Source organism: Hallella bergensis DSM 17361 (genome assembly GCF_000160535.1).
GTDB lineage: Bacteria > Bacteroidota > Bacteroidia > Bacteroidales > Bacteroidaceae > Prevotella > Prevotella bergensis.
The window spans coordinates 501,124-517,121 of sequence record NZ_GG704781.1; the positions used below are offsets into that span (position 1 = coordinate 501,124).

The 15,998-nt window shown below is 44.0% G+C and carries 12 protein-coding genes; 2 read left to right on the plus strand and 10 right to left on the minus strand.

Going from position 1 to position 15,998, the window contains the following annotated elements; genetic code table 11:
• The first annotated feature begins 12 nt into the window (after positions 1-12).
• Complete coding sequence (nadC, locus tag HMPREF0645_RS06055; protein WP_007174032.1) at positions 13-888, plus strand: carboxylating nicotinate-nucleotide diphosphorylase; 876 nt, start codon at positions 13-15, stop codon at positions 886-888.
• 468 nt (positions 889-1,356) lie between these two features.
• Here the strand turns inward: nadC and HMPREF0645_RS06060 are convergent, their stop codons facing one another.
• The 6 genes from HMPREF0645_RS06060 to HMPREF0645_RS06085 all read right to left on the minus strand — a co-directional run bounded on the left by HMPREF0645_RS06060 (position 1,357) and on the right by HMPREF0645_RS06085 (position 11,935).
• Positions 1,357-3,768: a TonB-dependent receptor gene (locus HMPREF0645_RS06060; RefSeq protein ID WP_007174034.1), complete on the minus strand. Its 2,412-nt coding sequence runs from the start codon at positions 3,766-3,768 to the stop codon at positions 1,357-1,359.
• Between the two features lie 128 nt (positions 3,769-3,896).
• On the minus strand, positions 3,897-4,904 hold the full coding sequence (locus HMPREF0645_RS06065; RefSeq protein WP_044123339.1) for a TFIIB-type zinc ribbon-containing protein: 1,008 nt from the start codon (positions 4,902-4,904) through the stop codon (positions 3,897-3,899).
• Positions 4,905-4,906: 2 nt separating this feature from the next.
• Positions 4,907-6,811 (minus strand): peptidase U32 family protein, encoded by a 1,905-nt coding sequence (locus tag HMPREF0645_RS06070; RefSeq protein ID WP_007174036.1) that lies wholly within the window; start codon positions 6,809-6,811, stop codon positions 4,907-4,909.
• A 35-nt stretch (positions 6,812-6,846) separates the two neighbouring features.
• Positions 6,847-7,764: a homoserine O-acetyltransferase MetA gene (metA, locus tag HMPREF0645_RS06075; RefSeq protein WP_007174037.1), complete on the minus strand. Its 918-nt coding sequence runs from the start codon at positions 7,762-7,764 to the stop codon at positions 6,847-6,849.
• A gap of 119 nt (positions 7,765-7,883) precedes the next feature.
• Positions 7,884-9,920: a M13 family metallopeptidase gene (locus HMPREF0645_RS06080; RefSeq protein WP_007174038.1), complete on the minus strand. Its 2,037-nt coding sequence runs from the start codon at positions 9,918-9,920 to the stop codon at positions 7,884-7,886.
• A 71-nt stretch (positions 9,921-9,991) separates the two neighbouring features.
• The gene (locus HMPREF0645_RS06085) at positions 9,992-11,935 is read right to left on the minus strand and encodes an ABC-F family ATP-binding cassette domain-containing protein (protein WP_044123340.1); all 1,944 of its coding nucleotides are present in this window, start codon (positions 11,933-11,935) and stop codon (positions 9,992-9,994) included.
• A gap of 114 nt (positions 11,936-12,049) precedes the next feature.
• On the opposite strand from HMPREF0645_RS06085, the gene HMPREF0645_RS06090 reads away from it, so the two are divergent.
• Positions 12,050-12,730: an SGNH/GDSL hydrolase family protein gene (locus HMPREF0645_RS06090; RefSeq protein ID WP_044123438.1), complete on the plus strand. Its 681-nt coding sequence runs from the start codon at positions 12,050-12,052 to the stop codon at positions 12,728-12,730.
• A 112-nt stretch (positions 12,731-12,842) separates the two neighbouring features.
• On the opposite strand, the gene rplT is transcribed toward HMPREF0645_RS06090, so the two are convergent.
• The 4 genes from rplT to thrS all read right to left on the minus strand — a co-directional run.
• Positions 12,843-13,187: a 50S ribosomal protein L20 gene (rplT, locus tag HMPREF0645_RS06095; RefSeq protein WP_007174041.1), complete on the minus strand. Its 345-nt coding sequence runs from the start codon at positions 13,185-13,187 to the stop codon at positions 12,843-12,845.
• Between the two features lie 38 nt (positions 13,188-13,225).
• Entirely contained in the window at positions 13,226-13,423 is a 198-nt protein-coding gene (gene rpmI, locus HMPREF0645_RS13330; protein WP_007174042.1) for a 50S ribosomal protein L35, read from the minus strand.
• Between the two features lie 67 nt (positions 13,424-13,490).
• A complete protein-coding gene (infC, locus tag HMPREF0645_RS06100; RefSeq protein ID WP_007174043.1) occupies positions 13,491-14,177 on the minus strand; it encodes a translation initiation factor IF-3 in 687 nt (228 codons plus the stop codon).
• A 254-nt stretch (positions 14,178-14,431) separates the two neighbouring features.
• Positions 14,432-15,998: threonine--tRNA ligase (gene thrS / locus HMPREF0645_RS06105; RefSeq protein WP_007174044.1), on the minus strand; the 1,567-nt coding region annotated here is incomplete at its 5' end.

Consider the following 15,998-nt stretch of genomic DNA (forward strand, 5'->3'; position numbering starts at 1 on the left):
ATATATATTCGCATGTTATCTGTAGAAGAACTGAACGACAAACTGATAGACCTCGCCTTGAGCGAGGATATAGGCGACGGCGACCACACCACCCTGTGCTGTATTCCTGCCGACGCGATGGGTGAAAGCAAACTCCTTATCAAGGAAGAGGGTATCATTGCTGGAGTGGAAATAGCCAAGAAAGTGTTTGAGCGCTTTGACCCGGAATTGCAAACGGAAGTGTATATAGAGGATGGAACCCAAGTAAAGCCCGGTGACATTGTAATGAGTGTCTGCGGACGGGTGCAAAGTCTGTTGCAGACCGAACGTCTCATGCTCAATATTCTCCAACGTATGAGCGGCATTGCTACAATGACGCACAAATACCAACAGGCATTGATCGATGCAGGCACGTCTACACGCGTGCTCGACACACGCAAAACCACACCCGGTATGCGCATGCTTGAGAAAGAGGCTGTGAAGATTGGCGGGGGAATGAATCACCGCATCGGACTTTTCGATATGATTTTGCTCAAAGACAACCATATTGATTTTTGCGGTGGTGTGCACAATGCGATATCAAGAGCCAAACAATATTGCAAAGAGCATCATAAGAACCTGAAGATAGAGTGCGAGGTGCGCGACTTTAAAGAATTAGACGAGGCCTTGGCCGAAGGTTGCGACCGTATTATGTTCGACAACTTCACTCCTGAGGACACGCGCAAGGCGGTGGCCATTGTCGACGGACGATGCGAAACGGAATCGAGCGGTGGCATCACCTTCGACACCATGATTCCATACGCTAAGGCTGGTGTAGATTTCATATCCTTTGGCGCACTGACACATAGTGTGAAAGGGCTGGATATGAGTTTCAAGGCTGCCGGCAGCAACAAACTTACCATCAAGTAACGGTGTCAGAAAATTTTCATTGTAAAGTAGTCTTCTTTTTTGAGGGAAATAGAAGAAAACACGCCATGTTTCTTTAAAACAATGTTTAATATTTAGAAGAAACTTTCTACAATTTGAACCATCGAGCCTTAACCGCACTGCGGTTAAGGCTCGATGGCGTTGTGTATAGAACCTATCGGTAAGGCGACTAAGTTGAGATCATCGTGTCATGAAGGCTTAATCGCAAAAGAATTTCATGGCAACATTTTAACAGGTGAACTTGCTGGGAAGCAAGTTCCTCATTACAAGGAGTATATAAAAAAGCTTATATTTTGCATATTCCGTCTAATTAGAGGTTGATTTTGAAATATGCGAAATATAAGCGCACTTTTGTAAAATAGTTTTGCAGCCCGATGTTCGGTAGCGTCTTCATTGAAGTATTGGGAGGAAATACAGTTTTGTATCCCTCCCGTACTCCTCTACTAAAATCTAAAAGTGAATGTTCAGGTCTGCTCCTACTTGCAGTGGGTTGCCACGCTGAGCAAACCAATTGGACTTCCCAGTGGCTCCACTGTTCACTGCAAATACGTTGTAGCGACTGTCGGTGAGGTTTCGTCCCCACACGTTCAGTTTTACTTTGCCCAGATTGAATGCCAAATGAGCACCAAGCACTGTGTATACTTTTTGGTTCATCGTGTTGGCCTCGTCCCAGTAAACTTTCCCTTGTCCGTTTACGTTTGCACCCACCGTGATATTTCTAAGCATATAGCCTGCCGGCAGGTCGAAGCGATAGTCAACGCTCGCAGCAAAGGTGTGTTCCGGAACAAAAGGCACCTTGTTTTTCTTGTAGTCCACGAAAGTCTTTGTTCTGTTCACCATGATGGTGTCTGTATATTCATCAAATACAGCATGGGTATAGCCATAGCAGAGCATCCATGCCAGGTGATCATCGATGGCCTGACCACGCATCGAAGCCTCTATACCGCAGCTCATACTCTTGCCAGCATTGGTCATCATGCGCCCGAAGCCGTAGTTGCCGGCCATTTGGGAAAGTTGTTGATTGTTTATTTTCATGTAAAACGCAGCCAAGTCAAACTGAAGCTGGTTATCGAACAGGTTGAGATGCGTACCTACTTCATGGTTCCAGCTGACTTCCGGCTTGTACATGATAGTACGTTCTATGTTATCATAGTCGTCCTTGGTATGGGGCACCTCATAGTTGGCGCGCTGAGTACTGTTGTTCTGAATTTCGGTTTGCAGGATATCAGAGAACATCTGAATGTTGTAACCTCCTGCACGATATCCCTTGCTCACCATAGCATATATATTGCTACCGTTGTCGGACAATCTGTAAGTAAGTCCAAACTTGGGCAAGAGTTCTTCAAAATAATTATGACGACGATCGTTGAGCATAGACGAAACATTCACCGTGGCCTCACGACCCATGACTTTGGCTGTGGAAGAAACAGCAGCTTCTGAATCATATACAATACGCACATAGTTCCAATCGTAGCGTAAGCCGAGCGTTGCGGTGAGTTGATTGGTGATGTTGAAATTGGATTCGTGATAGAATCCCAGGTTGTAAGTTGGTGTATGATAAGTGCCCGGTACGTTTTTCATATCGGTAGTCATCGAGACTCCTCCTGCCCGCTCTATCATTTTAGCTGCCTGCTTGGCTGCAGCTTCGGGTGACATTCCCTGAGCAATAAAGCGTTTGCTCATCGACCCTACCATGGCATTATACATGCTTTTTTGGATGGAGTTTCCCAGAAATGCATCCATGTCATGGCCGAAATCAACATTGCTGTTTGTCCGCAACCAGGAAAATCCACCAAACATACCCACTGTCCAATTCCAGAAACCGACGACGGGCTTGTTGCTTTTCAGCGTAAACTCCTGTGTGTAACTACTATGAAGTTGACGCTCCTCCATTTCCATGAAGTCGGCCGGGCTGTAGTCTATGTCCATCATCATGTAGTCTTTGAGATACTGATAGCTGGATGTCGAGTTGAAATCGTAACCCATTCCATGATATTTAAAGTCGATTGCCGTATTAAATATGTTTCTACGGTAGTTGTTTTGACGATTGGTGTTGGGATCTGTTGCTATGCCTTTGTCGTCTAAAACGCCGTAAGGGAATGCGTTTTGACGAGTATATTGGTAATCGGCCAAATAATTGATGTTCCATCGATTGGTCGGTCGGAATATCAGTCTGAGGCGGCCTCCCGCCTCGTTATACTTGTCGGCATCCTCACCCGTTGCCTGATTCTTGAAGAAACCATCCTGACCATTGTAGAATCCTGCAATGGAAAAGGCAAACCTGTCGTTCACCTTATTATAATGTGCCACTTCAGCCTTGCGATAGAATCGGCTTCCGCCACCTATTGACAAATCTGTACCCTGGTAGTCCATCGGATTTTTAGTGTAGAGCCGAACAAGGCCGGCCTCACTGTTCAAGCCGTATAGCGTGGCTTGTGGGCCACGCAATACATCGACACGCGAAAGTTCGTATATATGAGTGTTAAAAGCCGACTTACTCATCAAAGGCATGCCGTCCACATAGATTCCAACGGCCGGGGAGTTGACACGTGCTCCTGTGCCGCGCATGTAGACAGAAGAAGTGTAACGTGAACCGTAAACAGGCATGGTGAAATTGGGAACATAGGCAGACAACTCGCGCAAATCTCGAGCTGACAACCTGGCAGCATCCATTCCAGAAAACATCGATGAACTAACAGGCTGTAGCCGCAGGCGGAATTGCTCCTTGGGCTGACTGATTACGGTAACTTCGTCCAGATCGTAAATACGCGAACTGTCGCTGAGAAGAGAGGGGACGGTGTTGGCAGAAACGGAAAGAGAACCTGCGAACATGGCTACGCCCATGCAAATCATTCTATTCATTTAGAAACAAACTTTTTTTAGATAATACATATGCAAAATTAAGGATTGTTATTGGAATTAACAATCCTTATTTATTAGGAAATATACATTCAATTCCTCAAGTAGGGTGTATTATCTCGTCGAATAACTTACTCATTTACTGAGCCGCAATATTTGCACGTTCCTTTGTGTTGAAGTTTGGCTCCACAGTTGCCGCAAACATAGTGTGCCCGATTGTGCTTGTAATATTGCCGGATGGCGTAATAGTAATAGATGACAAGAAGAATGTAGCCCACATAATATAATGTTGTAATGCTAAAGACAATGTAATTTACCGCACATACGGCTGCCAGGCCGCCAAGATAGATAACTGCTTCGCCGAAAGGCAACTGATGGCGCACATCGTCGATTACGGCTAAAGCCATGATGAGCATAACCCATACGGAAGACAGGAAGACGCCCAAGACAAATGGTACGGAAAAAGGATTGAGCGTAGGGTGATAGTAGAAATGTTGCCACATCTGTGGGAAAAACGTCTGGATAGCGGCATAGAGCGTGGCAGATGTGCCTACGATAAGGCAAAGTGCGGTGGGATAGAAAGAATTGATATCGTTGAAGTGCACAATGCGAGCATTGCGTCGGAACATATTCCACAGTAAATAGCTGGCAGCGATTACAACAATGATAACTAAAAAAATAAGAACATGGGAGTTGGAAAAGTCGGAAATAAATTCGGAAATAGGATCATCGGGCATCACGCTTTCCAGCAACTTGTTCTCACGTGTCCATCCAAAGGCTGATGTGTCATTAGCAAGCTGAACCCACACGGAGTCTATGGAGTCGGTAGGAATCATACGGATGTCGGCAACAACCAGATGAGCTCCTTGATAGACTGCGAAGGAATCCGTTTGCATTCCACTGATCAGCTCCTCAGGAAGCTGTCGGAGGAGTTCAAGGCTGTCACTCTTGACAACGAAGTTGTAGTTGTTGGTGTAGTGGTGGGTAGAGAAAAAAGACAACGAATCGATCTGATGCTCACTGAATTCGAACGGAATAGTGCTGTGACGCTGATGCTCATAACATGATCCTAAGGTCATGGTAAGTATCAACGAAACAAGTATTGCGAAGGAGTATTTCAGTGATGAGGTCTTTTTCATGATTATTCTTTTTCGCTGTAAATATTCATTTGGCATTCATCACATTTAAATTCCAGACGAAACCGGCGCCCATCGCCTAAACGGAGCGACAAAGGTTCGTGCCATGTAGGTTTCGTGCCACCGTGACGAACACAGAATCCCATGCTGTAACGCAGGCAATGCCGACACTGCATCACGAGGTTCTCATTTCTACCCTGCTCCACTTCTAATGCAGGTTTCAAATTGGTCAAACCGTGATTGGCGTAGAAATCACGAGCCTGATGATTGGAAATGTTATGAAGATAGGAAAAACGTTGATATTCAGGATGCCAAGCCTTAGCCTGGGCAGAGCTTTTCGGCTCAGATGCAAGCGTCATTTCATTTTGTGCGACCTGGCTGTGGCGAGCCGATAGTTCATTGACCATGGCTTCGGTGGCTGAACGACGAAGACGGGTGAGGAGGCTTGATGGAACAAAAAACTGTGCTGCATTGGTAGCGATATCCAACCTGCTACAAACGAAAGGTGTGTTTCCCAGTTTGGATAATTGCTTGTGAAGATTGTTACTTTGCTGACTTTTTGCTATTTGGTGCTCAAGGGCGATGGATGAAGTGACAGTCACTATGGGTGCTTCCCCATTTGGTTTAAAGGCAAGACGAAACGAAAATCCATCTGCTGTCAAGTCATATTTCATTTCAACAGGAATTTTCCGTTCGGCAGTCATTCCAGCTAAAATCTTGCCAAAGGCTTCATCATTGTTACGATAGAGACTTGTGTTTGGCTGCAAACCACGAGGCATTTTAAACGGAAAGAGTCGATTGCCAACAGCCTTGTTTACCCGAAATCCCTCCAATTCTTGATTGTTGTTGAGGAAGCACAGGCCATCGCCATTGCTGAATGCTGCTGTCCCTGCAACGTTAAAAGAATTGTTGCTGATTTCCTTCACTTTTCCCACATACTCACCCAGAGCCTTTGGTGTGTCGAAGGATGCGATGTGAGGCTGTCGTCCATTGAGAAAATAAGTGGTGAAGCCTCTATTAAATGTTTTCTTCAGATTGGGCTCGAAGTTGTAGTTGACGTTGCCGTAAGAAGCTCTGCAATACTTTTTGGGCTGTTGGGCTATGATTCTGTTGAGTTCTTGACTGAATGCAGACACTACATTTTTAACATATCCCACATCTTTCAGTCTGCCCTCTATTTTAAAAGAGCAGGCACCTGCATTGGCCAGCGCTTCGAGATGATCGATCTGACATAGGTCTTTTAAGGACAGAAAATGCCGGCCCTTCTCTATGGTCTTGCCGTTGGCATCAAGTAAGTCGAACTTCATACGGCAGAATTGAGCACATTCGCCACGGTTGGCCGAGCGACCGAAGCATTGTTGTGAGGCATAACAAACGCCCGAATAACTCACGCAGAGTGCACCGTGAACAAAGACTTCCAACTCCATGTCGGGTACGGCGTGGTGTATTTGCTGAATCTCTTGCAACGTCAATTCCCGGGCAAGAACGGCTCGGGAGAAACCAAGTTCGTGTAACCACTTTACTTTTTCGGGTGTACGTGTGTCGCACTGTGTGGATGCATGAAGGAGCAGAGCGCGTTTGGTCTGCTCAACAGCAATCTTGCGCATTTGCAACGTAGCCATGTCTTGGACAAGTATGGCATCGACACCAATCTTCGTAAGGTTGATGATGAGTTGTTGGGTTGCATTCAACTCGTCTTCGTAGATAATGGTGTTAACCGTAACATAGACTCTCACACCAAACTGATGAGCATAGTTGCATAGGGTCTCAATGTCGTCTAAAGAATTGCCTACCGCAGCCCGAGCCCCAAATTTTTCGGCACCAATATATACAGCATCGGCACCATGGTTGATGGCCGCAAGCCCACATTCCAAATCCTTAGCGGGCGCAAGGAGTTCTAACTTACGCATCTTGTCGGGTTGTCTTTTCTGAAATACAAGTGTTACTACTCAATTTCATCAATATTATAAGGAGTCTCCTGATAGACATAATAGTTGATCCAGTTGCTGAAAAGCAGATTGGCGTGTGAGCGCCATGTTACTATCGGACTCTTGTTCGGGTCGTTGTCGAGATAATAGTTTAACGGAATTTCAACGTCGTTACGTTTGCCGAAATCTCGTTTATATTCCTTGTCGAGCGTGTCGGGTGCATATTCGAGGTGACCTGTGAAAAAGAACTCGCGACCATTACGTGCCATAACGATGCTGACACCGCTTTCGGGAGACTCGGCAATGACGGTTAATTCCGGAACCCGTTCAATATCCTTGCGCCTAATTTCCGTGTGGCGGCTGTGTGGCATCATGAAAACATCATCGAAACCACGGAAAATTGGAAGGTCCTGAATTAAGGGGGTCTGTCGGAAGATACCAAACATTTTTTTTCTTAGTGGATATTTGGGAATTCCGTAGAAGTGGTAGAGCCCAGCTTGAGCAGCCCAGCAGATATAAAGCGTTGAGGTGACATGTGTGCGTGCCCAATCAAAAATTTCCTTGATTTCGTCCCAATATTCCACATCTTCAAAATCCAATTGCTCAATGGGTGCGCCGGTCACTATTAGACCATCCCACTTTTGCAGCTTTAAAACATCAAAGTCCTTGTAGAACATTTTCATGTGCTCAACAGGAGTATTCTTGGGTGTGTGACTCTTAAGTTTCATGAAGTTGACTTCCATCTGCAAGGGTGTATTGGAAAGCAACCGGATCAAATCAGTTTCTGTTGTGATTTTAAGAGGCATAAGATTGAGTATCGCAATCTTCAATGGACGTACCATCTGAATGTGGGCACGGCTCTCGTTCATCACAAAGATATTCTCTTTTTTAAGAATCTCAATGGCAGGCAATCTGTCGGGCAATCGTAATGGCATCTCTACTATATACTTATGGGTTAGGCAAAGTTACAAAAATTAGGGCGTATTCAAATAAAAAAGGATGCAAAATTTATATGATGCATCCTTGATTAGACTATAAACTTACTTGTTCTTATTTACCAAAGCTGTAATCTTTCGGATTCCGGAATAAACAATTTGTTGTTTTTCTTTACTCCAAAGGCTTCGTACCAAGCATTGATATGTGGTAAGGCACCATTGACACGCCATTTGCCAAGTGAGTGAGGATCGGTTTTCACACGGTTGCGAATTTCTTCTTCGGTGATGTTTTGACCCCATACCCCGGCGTAAGCAATAAAGAAACGCTGCTCGGGTGTAAACCCATCTAAAGTCTTTAGAGGTTTCTCTTTTGTTGCATTTTTAAAGGCGTTGAATGACACCTCGAGGCCTCCATGATCGGCAAGGTTCTCTCCAAGCGTAAATTTTCCATTGGCATTCAAGCCCGGTAAAACTTCGATAGCATCGAAAAAGGCTGCATACATATTAGCTCTTTGTTCAAATCCTTTGGCATCATTGGGCGTCCACCAATCATTCAGGTTACCGTTTGCATCATACTGGCGACCTTGGTCATCAAAACCATGAGTCATCTCATGACCAATCACAACCCCTATAGCACCATAGTTGAATGCGGCATCGGCCTTAGGATCAAAGAACGGCCGTTGCAGGATTCCGGCTGGGAAACATATTTCGTTGGTTGTCGGGTTATAATAGGCATTAACGGTCTGGGGATTCATGTACCACTCGTCAATGTCTACGGGCTTGCCGGCCTTCTCCCTGATGTGTTTGTCGTGAGCAAACAGTCGTATGGCCATTACATTCTCATAGAAGCTTTTGGACGGGTCAATGGTGAGTTTGGAATAGTCGGTCCATTTATTGGGGTATCCTATCTTTATATAGAATTTATCAAGCTTTTGGTGAGCGTTGATTTTGGTAGAATCGCCCATCCATGTTTGGGCATCGATGCGCTGTCCAAGGCTAACTTGAAGGTTACGGACCAACTCTTCCATCATCTTTTTGCTCGAAGCAGGGAAGTAACGCTCGCAATATATTTTGCCGAGCGCTTCGCCCATGGCACTCTCCACCTGATCGGTAGCTCGTTTCCAAAGCGGAAAATCTTCTTTTCGCCCTTTCATAGTTCTGCCAAAGAAGTCGAAATTGGCTTCGCGTATTTCATCACTTAGATAAGAGCAGGAGCTCATGATTACATCCCACTCCATTAAGGCCTTTAATTCGTCTGCGGTCATGAGTGCAGCAAGCTTATCATAACCTGAGAAAAATGTTGGCTGGCCTACAACCATTTCCTGAATATAAGCGGTGTTGACACCCTCGGCAACAGACAAATTCTCCAAAGGAATGTTGGGGTAGTTTTCCTTAAATTCCTTTAAGGTCATCTTGTTGTAATTCGCTTGAGGATCACGCAGTTCCACATTACTCTTGGAGATGAGGGCAAGCATGGTCTCAAAACGGAAAACATCTTTGCTCTTCTGCTCTGCCAAGTCGTCAGAAAAACCATATAGGCGGAACATCCTGGCTATATGCTTTTTGTAAGCCTCGCGAATGCCAACAGTGGCCTCGTCGTTGTTAACATACCAATCCTTCTGTCCCAAGGTCAATCCTCCTTGATAAAGGCAGAAGATGTTCATCTTGACATTCTTTTCGTCTGCTCCGAAGTAGGAAGAGTATGGTATGCCATAGCCGCTTTTGGCATATTTGACCTGTAATTGTCGCAAGGCTTCAACGGTTGCAGCAGATTCAATTTCGTTGAGCAAGGGCTTCACCGGAGATGTACCTTCTTGATTGCGACGTTCTAAATCCATAGCCAATTTGTAAAAGTCGCTCAACTTTCTTTCGGTCGTACCTTCTTTGTACTTCTTCTTGGAGAGGTCTGATAAGATGCTGTTGACTTGTTTGTTTACATTCTCCTGCAACATATCAAAGCTTCCATATCGACTATAGGCTGCAGGAAGCGGGTGACTGGCTTGCCATCCACCGGTAGCAAATTGGTAGAAATTATCTGCCGGGTTAACCGATTTATCCAGATTAGAAAGATCTAACCCTGATTTACTCTGAGCACTTACACCCAGCACAGGAAGCGCAAACATCATTACCATTGGAAAAAATTGCTTCACGTTCATATTGTTTATAATTATTGATAAAATCAAAATAGATTGGGAATGGTCGGCTGAGTATCAAGGAAATACATTTGTTAGTCATGAAGAGATTCAAGTGCTTCTGAAAGTTCCATCCATGTTTCATTTTCCTTATCAAGAGCAGCCGATACAGAGGTGTATTCCTCAACCAACCCGATATCAGAAGCATTTTCCGGAAGCATCAGTAGCGAATCGAGTTCTTTGAGGCGAGTTTCCATCTTCGAGATTCTCTTCTCCGATTCTTCAACTGCACGCGATGCTTTCTTAATCTTCTTTTGCTGCTCCTTACGCTCTTGATAACTGATTTTATTAGCTGAATCAGGCATACTTTTGGTAGTCTCTGGCTGTGGCTTGGGATTTGCTGTGGATGAACTAATGGCTTCATGCACAGTTTCTGCATCGTGTGCACGTAAGTAATCATAGATGCCGCCAAGATGTTCGCGAACCTCTCCGCCGCCAAATTCATAGACCTTGGTCACTAATCCATCAAGGAAATCACGGTCGTGACTAACGACGATGACCGTGCCGTCAAAGGCTTTAATAGCTTCCTTGAGCACGTCTTTCGACTGCATGTCAAGATGATTGGTTGGCTCATCAAGTATCAATAGATTGACTGGCTCAAGCAAAAGACGAATGATTGCCAGCCGAGAACGCTCACCGCCAGATAACACCTTAACCAGTTTGTCTGACGCCTCACCACCAAACATGAATGCCCCCAAAAGATCATTAATCTTTAATCGCATGTCACCTGTAGCCACTTGGTCTATGGTGTCATAGACTGAAATACTCTCATTTAAAAGTTGTGCTTGATTTTGAGCAAAGTAACCTATCTGTACGTTATGTCCTATCTTGAGCTTACCAGTATAAGGAATTGATCCCATGATACACTTGACTAAGGTAGACTTGCCCTCTCCGTTCTTACCTACAAAAGCGACTTTCTCTCCTCTTCGAATGGTGAACGAAACATGACTGAATACCGTATGACTTCCGTAGTCTTTCCTCACATCATCACAGATGACGGGAAAATCACCCGAACGCAAGCAAGGGGGAAACTTTAGACGCATTCTTTTATTATCCACATCATCCACTTGCACGGGTACAATTTTCTCCAGTTGACGAATGCGTTGCTGCACTTGAATAGCTTTTGATGCTTTGTAGCGGAATCGATCTATGAAAGCTTGTGTATCAGCAATTTCCTTTTGTTGGTTTTCATACGCCCTGAGTTGTTGCTCGCGACGTTCCTTACGCAAAACTACATATTGATCATAGCCAACCTTGTAGTCTTCGATATGTTCACAGGTGATTTCTATTGTACGGTTAGTTACATTGTTGATAAATGCACGGTCATGACTAACCAATACTACGGCCTTGGCACTTTGAGCCAGAAAACGTTCCAACCACTGAATGCTCTCTATATCGAGGTGATTGGTGGGTTCATCAAGAAGAAGAACATCAGGCTTTTGCAATAATATCTTGGCTAATTCTATACGCATTCGCCATCCTCCAGAGAATTCACGCGTGGGTCGTTCAAAGTCTTCATACGAAAAGCCGAGTCCAACCAGTGTGCGTTCCATCTCTGCTTCATAGTTTTCTCCGCCCATGATCATAAAACGGTCATGTTCTTGTGTGAACTTTTCTACGAGAGCCAAATAATCATCACTTTCATAGTCAGTTCGCTCAGCCATCTCCTGTTGCAAGTCTTGTATCTTTGCTTTCAATTCCATATGAAACGAAAATGCCTTACGTGTTTCCTCGCGTACAGTGGTGTCATCTGTTAGTTTCATCACCTGAGGGAGATAGCCTATGCTCGTGTCGTTAGACACGTTGATGCTGCCAGATGTTGGTTTCTGCAAACCGCATATTATCTTGAGCATTGTAGATTTTCCTGCACCGTTTTTGCCCACTAATGCTATGCGGTCACGATCATTGATCACAAAATTTACATGATGGAAAAGTGGCCGTACCCCGAATTCTACGGCCAAATTATCTATAGAAATCATCGACAAATAGCTGTTATTGAGTTTACAAAGTTACAAAAATTACTTTATAATGTCACAGTGTGCTACTATTTTATTACTTTTGCAATGCAATGCTTTCAAGAAATATTTGATAATATGAGAAAATTTATTCTAATCTTATTGATTATCTCGTCCACTCTGTCCATGTATGCACAATCCGATTCGAAATCCATTTATCGCATTGGCGTGATAGGTGACAGCTATGTTAAAAATCATCGCGAACCTATAGAGTATACTTGGCACTATAAGTTTGCGAAAAAGCATGGAATGAAATATTATAACTACGGACGTAATGGAAACTGTGTGTCAATTGACCTCAAGACATGGGGGCCTTCAATGGTTAATCGATACAAAGAAATGAATGACTCGCTTGATATTGTGGTCGTTGTAGCAGGCCACAACGATGCTACACGCATGGATTCCACCATAAGCATTGATTTGTATCGCGATAAATGTACAGAGTTATGCAAGGGATTGATTGAGAAATATCCGCAATCCTATATCTTCTGGTTTACACCTTGGGCTAACACCAGCCCTGGCTTTGAAAAGGTTGTAAGGACAACAAAGGAAGTGTGTGGATCAATGGGGATACCGGTGTTCGATAGTTATCATAACAGTAATATATTTGCCCTCAGCGATCAGTTCCGCGATATATATTTTCAAGGAGGGAAAAGTGATCACGCCCATTTAAACAATAAAGGTCACGACCGGTTTCTTCCCGTTGCTGAAAATTTTATTATGCAATATATTTCATTGGATAATACAAGGCTGAAATAAAGCCAGCAATTCAAGATGTTGAGATCATACGAATTACTTACCAAAGCCAACTAAATATAAGAGCGAATGACAGTGATGTCATTCGCTCTTTAAATTGGTCGCGTTTTGAATTTTATTTCACCTTGTCAACAATAGCCTTGAATGCTTCAGGGTTATTCATTGCAAGGTCAGCAAGAACTTTGCGATTGATTTCAATACCTGCCTTACGCAGTGCACCCATCAGCTGGCTGTAACTCATATCGTGGATGCGTGCTGCGGCATTGATGCGCTGTATCCATAGTGCACGGAAATTACGCTTTTTATTCTTACGGTCACGGTATGCGTATGTAAGTCCCTTTTCCCAAGTATTCTTTGCTACCGTCCAAACATTCTTACGTGCTCCATAATATCCCTTGGTGAGTTTAAGAATTCTTTTTCTCTTGGCTTTGGATGCAACGTGATTAACTGATCTTGGCATATTTCTCTTCTATAAAAGTTCGACTAAAAAGTTAATAATTAACGAAGACGGAGCAAGTCGCGAACCTGCTTCAGATTAGATTTGTCAACTAATGTAGTTTGACAAAGATTTCTCTTCTGTTTCTTTGTCTTCTTAGTCAGAATGTGACTGTGGTAAGCATGCTTACGTTTAATCTTACCTGTACCAGTGAAACGAAATCTCTTCTTTGCACTGGAGTTTGTCTTTAACTTTGGCATTTTTTATAATTTTATTGTTATTAATAAAAGGTGGGAACGCATATACCTGGCGGTACCACACAGTAATTTATTCTTCTTTCTCGCTTGCAAGCTCTTTCAAAGCCTCTCCGCCCTTGGCATTAGCAAGAAGTCCGTTTTTTTCAGCTTGTTCTTCGCTCTTTAGCTTTGATTGCTCCTTGGCGGCCTTTTCAGCAGCCAAACGGTCTCGTTTCTGTTGACTTTGCTTCACAACGCTTACCTTTTTGGGAGCTAAGAAAAGAAACATCCTCTTTCCCTCCAGCTTCGGCAACTGTTCAACTTTGGCGTATTCTTCCAAATCGTTCGCAAAACGCAACAGCAGCAATTCACCTTGTTCCTTAAACAAAATTGAACGGCCACGGAAGAAAACATAAGCTCTAACCTTGTTGCCTTCTTTCAAGAATTGCTTGGCGTGATTCAGTTTGAAATTATAGTCATGGTCATCCGTTTGGGGCCCAAATCTAATTTCCTTTACATCTACCTTCACCTGCTTTTGCTTCATTTCTTTCTGACGCTTTTTCTGCTGGTATAGGAATTTGCTATAGTCGATGATACGACAGACCGGTGGTTGTGCATTGGGGGAGATTTCTACAAGATCCATCCCCTGCTGACGAGCCAAGTCCAAGGCTTGGCGGGTAGGCATTACTTCAGCACCATCATCACTGACCACGCGAACTTCCCGGGCTCTTATTTGCCCATTCACGCGATACCGATTTTTCAGATTGTCATTCTTCATTCAACTATTTTAATAAGACATACATTTAATGACTGGGCATAGCAAACCCAATTCAGCGTGCAAAATTACTGAAAATAAACTAAAAGGCCAAATTATTTTACAAGAAATTCTTAAAAACGCTTTTATGAACGTTTGAGCAAGGACATTATAGTTGGTACTTTTTTTGGCCTGTATATTATATGCGGAAATAAAGATAAGCCAAAGCATTACTGCCTTTGGCTTATCTCCTTATTTTTTTTGTGAAATTATTCTTTTTAGTTTTCAATCTCTTTCAGCTGGTCGGCAACTTCATCCTTAATGCGCTGTATAAAATCAGTAATTTTCATCGAAGCCTGTTCGCCTCCACCCTGCTTTCGCATAGAAACCAAGCCTTCATTAGCCTCTTTCTCACCTACGATGACCATATAAGGTACACGCTTGAGTTCGTTGTCACGAATCTTGCGGCCGATTTTTTCGTTGCGATCATCTATATAAGCACGCACATCGTTTGCATCGAAATGCTTTTTTACTTCGAGAGCGTAATCGTTAAATTTCTCTGAGATAGGCAGAATGGCCACTTGGTCAGGTGTTAACCATAATGGGAAATGACCCGCAGTATGTTCGATGAGCACGGCAGTAAATCTTTCAAGTGATCCGAAAGGTGCGCGGTGTATCATTACAGGAACCTGCTTCGAGTTGTCCTCGGCTGTATATTCCAGCTTGAAACGTTCGGGGAGGTTGTAGTCCACTTGGATAGTTCCCAACTGCCACCGGCGCCCAATAGCATCTTTCACCATGAAATCGAGTTTGGGACCATAAAAGGCTGCCTCGCCAATTTCTTCACGAGCTTTCATGCCCTTTTCCTGACATGCTTCGCGGATGGCATTCTGACTCTCTTCCCAAATTTCGTCAGAACCTATATACTTGTCGGTATCCTTAGGATCACGAAGGGATATCTGTGCTTCGTAATTATCGAACCCGAAAATGGCAAACACTTTCTGGATAATATCGATTACATTCTCGAACTCTGCCTTCACCTGTTCAGGCCGCACAAAGATATGTGCATCGTCTTGAGTGAAGCTACGCACGCGTGTCAATCCATGCAACTCACCACTCTTTTCATAACGCATCACTGTTCCAAATTCGGCAATGCGAAGTGGTAAATCTTTGTACGAACGTGGTTTGCGAGCATAAATTTCACAGTGGTGAGGACAGTTCATCGGTTTCAACATATATTCCTCATCCTCTTCCGGTGTTCGGATTGGCTGGAAAGCATCCTTGCCATAATGTGCATAATGTCCGGAGGTGACATATAGATTTTTCGATCCAATACCAGGAGCGATAACCTCCTGATAATTGTATGGTTTCAGCAATTTGCGCAACAATTCCTGCAAGCGGAGCCTGAGTTGTGTACCCTTGGGTAGCCAGATGGGCAATCCCTTGCCAACCCGTTCGGAGAACATAAAGAGTTCCATCTCCTTGCCAATTTTACGATGGTCACGCTTTTTGGCCTCTTCAAGCATCAAAAGATACTCATCGAGCATCTTCTTCTTGGGAAAAGTAATGCCATATATACGTGTCATCTGCTCGCGATTAGCGTCGCCACGCCAGAAAGCACCTGCTACGCTTGTAATCTTAATGGCCTTTATGCTACCCGTGCTCACCAAGTGAGGCCCACGGCATAGGTCTGTGAAGTTGCCTTGTGTATAGGTAGATATCGTGCCGTCTTTCAGATCTTGGTCAATATGCTCCACCTTGTAGGTTTGTCCATCAGCATTAAATTCTTTCATGGCATCAGCCTTGCCAACCTCGCGTCGAACTACGGGCTCGTCTTTCTTCGCC

Excerpts from the sequence above, each read along its gene's own strand:
- nadC (WP_007174032.1), top strand. The coding sequence starts at position 13 with ATGTTATCTGTAGAAGAACTGAACGACAAACTGATAGACCTCGCCTTG.
- HMPREF0645_RS06060 (WP_007174034.1), bottom strand. The coding sequence starts at position 3,768 with ATGAATAGAATGATTTGCATGGGCGTAGCCATGTTCGCAGGTTCTCTT.
- HMPREF0645_RS06065 (WP_044123339.1), bottom strand. The coding sequence starts at position 4,904 with ATGAAAAAGACCTCATCACTGAAATACTCCTTCGCAATACTTGTTTCG.
- HMPREF0645_RS06070 (WP_007174036.1), bottom strand. The coding sequence starts at position 6,811 with ATGCGTAAGTTAGAACTCCTTGCGCCCGCTAAGGATTTGGAATGTGGG.
- metA (WP_007174037.1), bottom strand. The coding sequence starts at position 7,764 with ATGCCATTACGATTGCCCGACAGATTGCCTGCCATTGAGATTCTTAAA.
- HMPREF0645_RS06080 (WP_007174038.1), bottom strand. The coding sequence starts at position 9,920 with ATGAACGTGAAGCAATTTTTTCCAATGGTAATGATGTTTGCGCTTCCT.
- HMPREF0645_RS06085 (WP_044123340.1), bottom strand. The coding sequence starts at position 11,935 with ATGATTTCTATAGATAATTTGGCCGTAGAATTCGGGGTACGGCCACTT.
- HMPREF0645_RS06090 (WP_044123438.1), top strand. The coding sequence starts at position 12,050 with ATGAGAAAATTTATTCTAATCTTATTGATTATCTCGTCCACTCTGTCC.
- rplT (WP_007174041.1), bottom strand. The coding sequence starts at position 13,187 with ATGCCAAGATCAGTTAATCACGTTGCATCCAAAGCCAAGAGAAAAAGA.
- rpmI (WP_007174042.1), bottom strand. The coding sequence starts at position 13,423 with ATGCCAAAGTTAAAGACAAACTCCAGTGCAAAGAAGAGATTTCGTTTC.
- infC (WP_007174043.1), bottom strand. The coding sequence starts at position 14,177 with ATGAAGAATGACAATCTGAAAAATCGGTATCGCGTGAATGGGCAAATA.